At 69.4% G+C, this 4,553-nt stretch carries 5 protein-coding genes; all 5 read right to left on the bottom strand.

All coding sequences use genetic code 11. The features are described from left to right. A partial coding sequence (locus VLG41_RS01385) for a RidA family protein (RefSeq protein WP_325347610.1) occupies positions 1 to 447 on the bottom strand: 447 nt, incomplete at its 3' end. Then, positions 444 to 1,811: an FAD-binding oxidoreductase gene (locus tag VLG41_RS01380; RefSeq protein ID WP_325347609.1), complete on the bottom strand. Its 1,368-nt coding sequence runs from the start codon at positions 1,809 to 1,811 to the stop codon at positions 444 to 446. The genes VLG41_RS01385 and VLG41_RS01380, both read right to left, overlap by 4 nt. 15 nt (positions 1,812 to 1,826) lie before the next feature. Further along, positions 1,827 to 2,708, bottom strand: a complete 882-nt coding sequence (locus VLG41_RS01375) for an ABC transporter permease (RefSeq protein ID WP_325347608.1) — start codon at positions 2,706 to 2,708, stop codon at positions 1,827 to 1,829. Then, positions 2,705 to 3,511 (bottom strand): ABC transporter ATP-binding protein, encoded by an 807-nt coding sequence (locus VLG41_RS01370; RefSeq protein WP_325347607.1) that lies wholly within the window; start codon positions 3,509 to 3,511, stop codon positions 2,705 to 2,707. Before VLG41_RS01370 ends, VLG41_RS01375 begins: the two co-directional genes overlap by 4 nt. A 34-nt stretch (positions 3,512 to 3,545) precedes the next feature. After that, positions 3,546 to 4,508: an ABC transporter substrate-binding protein gene (locus VLG41_RS01365; RefSeq protein ID WP_414652411.1), complete on the bottom strand. Its 963-nt coding sequence runs from the start codon at positions 4,506 to 4,508 to the stop codon at positions 3,546 to 3,548. Between the last annotated feature and the right edge of the window lie 45 nt (positions 4,509 to 4,553).

Below are 4,553 nucleotides of genomic sequence, written 5' to 3'. Positions count from 1 at the left end.
CAGGTACATCGTCGCTTCCACCTCCACCAGCAGTTCGTCGCCGGGCAGGAAGCGGTTGACCTCGACCACGGTGCTCGCGGGCGGCTCGCCCGGGTAGAACAGGCCGCGCACGCGGTTGAAGTGCGCGTAGTCGGGCAGGCGGCGAAAGTACTGCACCAGCTTGAACACATCGGCCATGGAGCCGCCGTGCTCGGCCGCCAGCGCCTGGATGCGCGCCAGCACGAACCAGCTCTGCGCCACGATGGGCGCCTCGAAAACGTCGACCGACAACTGCCCCGTGACGTAGCCCAGCCGGCGCAGATCGGCCTGCGCCGCGTCGGGCAGGTCGTCGTAGCGCGCCACGGCCTGGCGCGTGGCGGGGTCCATGGCGACCACGCCGCTCATGAAGACGAAATCACCGGCGCGCCGGGCCGAGGCGTAGCGCGCCATGGGGGTGCCCATGCTCATCGCACGGCCTCCGGGGCCGGCCAGCCGCGCAGCTTGCCCGGGTTGAGCAGGCTCAGCGGGTCGAATCGGGCCTTCATGGCGAGGGACGCCGCCGGCAGTTCGCCCCCGGCCTTGCCGTCTTCGACGATGAAGGTGTGGGGGTTGTTGATGCGCACGCCGTACGCGCGGTGCTCGTCGATGATCTGCTGCAACCGCTCTTCCGTGGTGAAGCGCACCAGTTGCAGCGCGCTGCAGTTGAGCTGGCCTTCCAGGTTGCGCAGGAACTCGGCGTGCATGAGCACTTCGCCTTCGTAGCGCCGGCTCAGCTCGGTGATCTGGCGCACGTACTCGCCCGGCGTGAAGGTGGTCTGCAGGTAGGTGAGGTTCTTGTCCACCCGCAGGGCGTGCAGGGTGGTGTGGTTCCAGGTGAACTCCATCAGGGTGCGGTGGCTCTTGGCCACCTCCTCGGCGGTGCGGCGGTAGCTCACGCGGCCGCCATGGGCCGCCACCAGGGCGTTCAGCTCTTCTTCGCCGGCTTCGGCGACCAGCGACAGCACGGCGTGGCAGCCCTTGGGCAGGTGCTCGGCCAACTGGGTCAGGTGATCGGGCACGGGGCTGGCCAGGAACGCCACTTCGCGCTTGGCCAGGCCCGGCGCGCGCGCCAGGGCGTCGGCAAAGGCCAGCGCGGCGTCGAAGTCGTCGAACACGCTCAGCGTTTCCAGCCAGGGCTGCGCGGGGGCCAGGGCGATCTCCAGTTCCAGCACCAGGCCGTTGGTGCCCCACAGGTGGTGCATGTGCAGCGCCTCGGCGCCGCGCAGCTCCACCACCTGCGGCTCGGTCTCGATGCTCATGGCCTTGAGCCCGACGACGTTGCCGCGCGCGGCCAGCGGGCCGTAGTTGATCGAGCCCACGCCGCCGAAGCCACCGCCGAACAGGCCGCCCAGGGTGGCGCTGCGAAAGGTGGAGGGCATGCAGCGCAGCTCCTGGCCCAGCGGCTGGGCGGCCTTCTCGATCTCGTGCAGGCGGATGCCGGCCTGCGCGCGTGCCACGCCGGGGCGCACCCACAGCAACTGGTTGTAGCCGGTCATGTCGAGCACCACGCCGCCGGCCAGCGGCGTGGTCTGGCCGTAGTTGCCCGTGCCGCTGCCCCGGATGGTGAGCGGCACCTTGAGCCGCGCGCAGGCGCTGACCACGCGGCGGATGTGCTCCTCGGTGCGTGGGCGCACCACCGCGTCGGCGACCTTGCCTTCGAGCTGGCGCGTCAGCACGGGGCTGAACCAGGAGAAGTCCTGCGACAGCCGCTGGATGCGGCTCGGGTCGGTGACCCAGTCGAGATCGCTCAGGTCCAGCCGCAGCTGTTCGATGGGGGAAAGGGGGGTGTTCATCGTGTCGGTCGTCGTTCAGTCGTGCGAGAGTTCGCTGGCGTGCCAGGAGCCCAGCGCCGCGCGGCTGGCCCAGGCCATCAGCGCGAACAGGGCCACGCCGGTCAGCGAGATGAGCAGCAGCGCGGCGAACATGCGCGGGATGTTGAGCTGGTAGCCCGCCATGAGGATCTGGTAGGCCAGGCCGGTGGCGGCGCCACCGGTGCCGGCGACGAATTCCGCCACCACCGCGCCGATCAGCGCCAGGCCGCTGGAGATGCGCAGCCCGCCGAAGAAGTAGGGCAAGGCGCTGGGCACGCGCAGGCGCACCAGCGTCTGCAGCCGGGTGGCGCGGTTCAGCTTGAAGTACGCCTGCAGGTCCGGGTCGACGCTGCGCAGGCCCAGCGTGGTGTTGCTGATGATGGGAAACAGGGCCACCAGCGTGGCGCAGACCACCAGCGAGGCCGTCGGGTCCTTGACCCAGATGATGATCAGGGGCGCGATCGCCACGATGGGCGTAACCTGCAGCAGCACCGCGTAGGGAAACAGCGCGGTCTCGATCAGGCGGCTCTGCACGAACACGAAGGAGATCAGCACCCCCAGCAGCGTGGCGACCAGGAAGGACAGCACCGTGATCTTCAGCGTCACCAGCAACGCGGTGCCCAGCATCGCCCAGTCGGCGATCAGCGTGTCCCACATCAGGCCGGGCGAAGGCACCAGGTAGGGCGGCAGTTCCATGCCCACGACCAGGGCCTGCCAGGCACCGATCAGCAGCAGGCCGACCAGCACGGGCAGCAGCACGCGCTGCACGCGCGGCTCCAACAGCAGTGGCGTGCGCACGGCGCGGGCGGGCGGCGGCGGGGCCGGGGTGGCCGCTGCCTCGGGCGCGGGGGCGGCGGCGTTGTTCCAGGTCGTGCTCATGCCGAGGGCTCCTCCTCGTGGTGCTGGCTGGCGGCCAGCAGGCTGCGCTGCAGGTGCCTGGCGTGGTGCTGGAAGGCGCTGGAGACCATGAACTCCGGGCTGCGCGGGTAGGGCTCGTCGATGCGCACCTGCTCGACGATGCGGCCCGGGCGGGCGGCCATCATCACCACGCGGCTGGACAGGAAGACCGCCTCATGGATGGAGTGGGTGACGAACACCACGGTGAGCTTCTTCTTGCGCCACAGCTCCAGCAGGTCGGCGTCGAGCTTGTGCCGGGTGATCTCGTCGAGCGCGCCGAAGGGCTCGTCCATGAGCAGCAGGTTGGGCTGCACCACCAGGCCGCGCGCGATGGACACGCGCATCTGCATGCCGCCCGACAGCGCGCGCGGCAGGGCCTTGGCGAACTTCGACAGCCCCACCAGCTCCAGCGCCTCGGCCACGCGCGCGTCGGCCTCGGCGCGGGGCACCCGGGCCAGGTCCAGCGGCAGGCGCACGTTGGCCTGCACGCTGGCCCAGGGCATCAGCGTGGGCGACTGGAAGACGAAGGCCATCTTCTTGCCCTCGCCCTCCTGGGCCGCCGCCACCGGCTTGCGCCACAGCAGCAGGCGCCCGTCGGTGGGCTCCAGCAGGCCGGCGATCATCTTGAGCAGGGTGCTCTTGCCGCAGCCCGAAGGGCCCAGCAGCGTGACGAATTCGCCTTCCTGGATGGTGAGGTCCACCGGCTGCAGCGCGACCGTGCCGTTGGGGTAGGTCTTCTGCGCCGACAGCGCCTCGATGGCCGGGACGGGTGGGGTGTCGCTCATGGCATCCACTCGGGGGACGGTGCCGTGCGCGCCCTCAGGGCAGCACCTTGATCGACTGGATGATCGAGATGTCGTACGCCTGCGCGGTGTTCACCTTGCCCGGGTCGATCAACTGGTTGGCGACCAGGAAGTCGTAGCTCTGCCGGATGCGGGCCTCGTCGATGGAGCCGATGCCGTTCGTGGCCGCGCCGCCGCTGACGACGATGCCCATTTCCTTGAGCTTGGCCACGCTGTAAGTGAGCTGCTCGTCGGTCATGTTGGGGTTGTCCTTCTTGATCAGCGCGTTGGCCGGCGCCGGATCGGCGAAGTAGGACTTCCAGCCTTCCATGGTGCCGCGCACGAAGGCCGCCACGGCGGCGCGGCGTTCCTTCACCGTCTTGTCCATGCAGGAGATGGTGGCCGCGTAGCTGGGGTAGCCGTGGTCGGCGAACAGGAAGGTGTTGGCCTTCACGCCGGCCTTCTGGATGGCGAAGGGCTCGGAGGTCAGGTAGCCCTGCTGCACCACGTTCTTGTCGGCCACGAAGGGCTGGATGTTGAAGGTGTAGGGGCGCGTCTGCGCGTCGGTAAAGCCGTACTTGCCCTTGAGCCAGGCCCAGTAGCCGCGCGTGGCCGTGGGCGAGATCAGGATGGTCTTGCCCTTCATGTCCTCGAAGCTTTTCACGTCTTCGTGGGCGATGAGCACCTGCGGGTCTTTCTGGAACACCGCGGCGACGGTGGTGACCGGCAGGCCGCCGCTGCGCGCGATCATCATCTGCAGGTCGCTCGAGCCCATGATGCAGTCGGCCTGGCCGGCGCCCATGATCTGCAGGATGTTGACCTGCGGGCCACCCATGCGGATGGTCACGTCCAGGCCGTGCTTCTTGTAGATGCCGGTGGCCACCGCCTGGTAGAAGCCGCCGTGCTCGGCCTGGGCGTACCAGTTGGTCATGTAGGTGAATTTCTCCTGCGCGTGGGCGCCGCTGGTGGCGAGGCCGAGCACGGAGACGGCCAGTGCCAGGGCGGCACGGGCGGCGGGGTGTTGGCCTTCACGCCGGCCTTCTGG

Source organism: Hydrogenophaga sp., from assembly GCF_035481345.1.
Lineage (GTDB): Bacteria > Pseudomonadota > Gammaproteobacteria > Burkholderiales > Burkholderiaceae_C > Hydrogenophaga.
Note: the sequence above shows the minus strand (reverse complement) of the source record. Positions and strands in the feature narration are given on the sequence as shown.